Annotated in this window: 2 protein-coding genes; both read left to right on the forward strand. The window is 54.4% G+C overall.

Annotation, left to right across the window (positions count from 1 at the left end; genetic code table 11):
• Window positions 1–1364, forward strand: a 1364-nt coding sequence (locus J0A65_RS22440) for a hypothetical protein (protein ID WP_206596538.1), incomplete at its 5' end; no start/stop codon positions are given.
• Between the two features lie 8 nt (window positions 1365–1372).
• On the forward strand, window positions 1373–2230 hold the full coding sequence (locus tag J0A65_RS22445; protein WP_206596539.1) for a dTDP-4-dehydrorhamnose reductase family protein: 858 nt from the start codon (window positions 1373–1375) through the stop codon (window positions 2228–2230).
• The last annotated feature ends 74 nt before the right edge of the window (window positions 2231–2304 follow it).

Consider the following 2304-nt stretch of genomic DNA (forward strand, 5'->3'; position numbering starts at 1 on the left):
TTCTAGGCGTTGAGTCGCTGGCCGCCTTGTACTTGTCGGGGGCGCTGCTCTCGCTGATTTTCTATGCCACTGAGGCCAAGGGGTTGTTTATGGGGGGGGGCTTTATGTCGCGGGTCAATCACTGGATATTGCCGGTGCTCGCATTCCTGTTATTCGTTCCCGTGTTCTTTCAGCTGTCGAACGGTTTGTTCCGCGATATGTCCGGTCATTTCAGTAGTGAGGGCAATTTGTCGTTGCTGCCTTTACCTCTGTCCATTGCTGCGTGTTGTGCCGGGATCGTTTTGTTGGGAGGGTATGCCCGGGCGCGGGGTACGCTGGTGGTGGTGTTCCTGACGTTCATGGGTATGTTGTTCAGTACGGTACTGCTTGCCTCTGAGCATGGTGCTTACGAACGAGCCAAGTTGATCCTGTTGATCCAGTATATATTGCCGATGTTCGCGCTTGTCCTGGGGCAGCAGTTTGGTTATCGTCGCGAGGCGTTGAATTGTCTGGGGCTTGTGTTGTTCTGGATGCTACTGGTAATTATCCCTTTGCAGTTGGCCTTTACGCTTGGCTCTGGTTTGAGCTATCTGTCTCCTTCGGTTTTTTTATTCAGTATTTATCAGCATCTACAGTATGTGCCGGTACTGTTCGCCGGGGGATTTTTGATTGCGCTGTTCGCTTTATGGGAGCGCCCGCGTATGCAGCCATGGCTTCTGCTGCTTTCGCTGCTGATGGGGCTTTATGCAGCGCTTTCTTTGGCAATGCTTGCAATGGCCCTTCTATTGGTTGGTGCGGCCTGTTTTTCTGTGCGTTACCTGCGCGTCTCGTCGGGACGCTCGGCATGGGTGTTTGTACTGGTGTTGATAAGCCTGGTGCTCGGGTTTTACTACATTGCGAACGCTCAGGTTCTGGGGCAAAAATTTGGTGTTGACATAGAGGGCGGTGGGCCGAAAAACCTGCAGGAACGTATCGTCTACTGGCGCTACTATCTGGCCGGGATTGGTGAGAGTGGTTACTCACTGCTGCTGGGGCATCTTAACGCCCCAGATCGCAACAGCTACCCCAGTGCCCATAATTATTATCTGGACTTCACCTATAACTTTGGCCTGTTGGCGCTTTTGCCGATACTGAGCCTGCTTGCAAGGACGTTGCATCGGCTCCTGCGTCATTTTGGAGTGCTATGGAATCACCCGGCTACATTGGGTGTTGCGGGTGTCGTAGTGTTTCTCTTACTGGCAGACAACAGCCTCAAGGTCGGGATGCGACAGCCATATCCCGGTATCATTACGTTCTTTCTATGGGGTGTGCTAGTAGCCTGGTTGTTCCGTCTGGATGCATCTGGCACGGATGCAGCAGAAATTGCCCCCACCAAAAACGGATAACGCAAGCGATGAAGATTCTGGTTCTGGGCGTAACGGGTATGTTGGGGAGCGCGGTATTCCGGGTGTTCGCCCAGGAAGCTCAATATGAAACCTGGGGAACCCTACGCAACCGTTCGGGGCTTAAATTTTTTGTAGAGTCCGATCAGGCCCGTTTGGTGCCGGGGGTCGATGTGTTGGATCAGGACATGCTGATTGCCGTCCTGGGCAAGGTGCGGCCGGATGTAGTGATCAACTGCGTGGGCCTGATCAAGCAACTGGCCGATGCCAAGGACCCTCTCACGGCATTACCCATAAACGCCATGCTGCCGCATCGTCTTTCTCGTCTCTGTGCGCTGGCCGGAGCACGATTGATTCACGTAAGCACCGATTGTGTGTTTTCAGGCCGCAAGGGTGGCTATCTGGAACGTGATCTTTCCGACGCCGAGGACCTGTACGGAAAATCCAAGTTCATCGGTGAGCTCAATGATCAGCCGCAGGCTATTACCTTGCGTACCTCTATCATTGGTCATGAGCTGAGTTCGAATTATGCGCTGATCGATTGGTTCCTTTCCCAGCAAGGGGCGGTGAAGGGGTTCTCTCGGGCCATTTTCTCGGGGTTGCCGACGGTCGAGCTGGCTCGGGTAATGAAAGATTTCGTGGTGCCACACCCTGAGCTGAGTGGGTTGTATCATGTCGCCGCTGAGCCCATCGCCAAATTGGACCTGCTGCAGTTGGTGGCGGCGCAATATCGCAAGACAATCGAGATTCAACCCGACGACACGCTGGTCATAGACCGTTCCCTGAACGGCTCACGTTTCTCCGCAGCTACAGGGTATCTGGCTCCGGCCTGGCCCGAGCTGATTCGTCGGATGCACGAGCAACGGTAACAAGGGCGTTGGACGACGATTGTCGCCCTCGCGTCAGCCCCGCTCCCGTAGGGTGGGGCCTTACTACACTACAA

This window comes from Bowmanella yangjiangensis, assembly GCF_017255015.1.
Lineage (GTDB): Bacteria > Pseudomonadota > Gammaproteobacteria > Enterobacterales > Alteromonadaceae > Bowmanella > Bowmanella yangjiangensis.

What these genes read in the sequence shown, in the direction of transcription:
- J0A65_RS22445 (WP_206596539.1), top strand. Translation starts at nt 1,373, where the DNA reads ATGAAGATTCTGGTTCTGGGCGTAACGGGTATGTTGGGGAGCGCGGTA.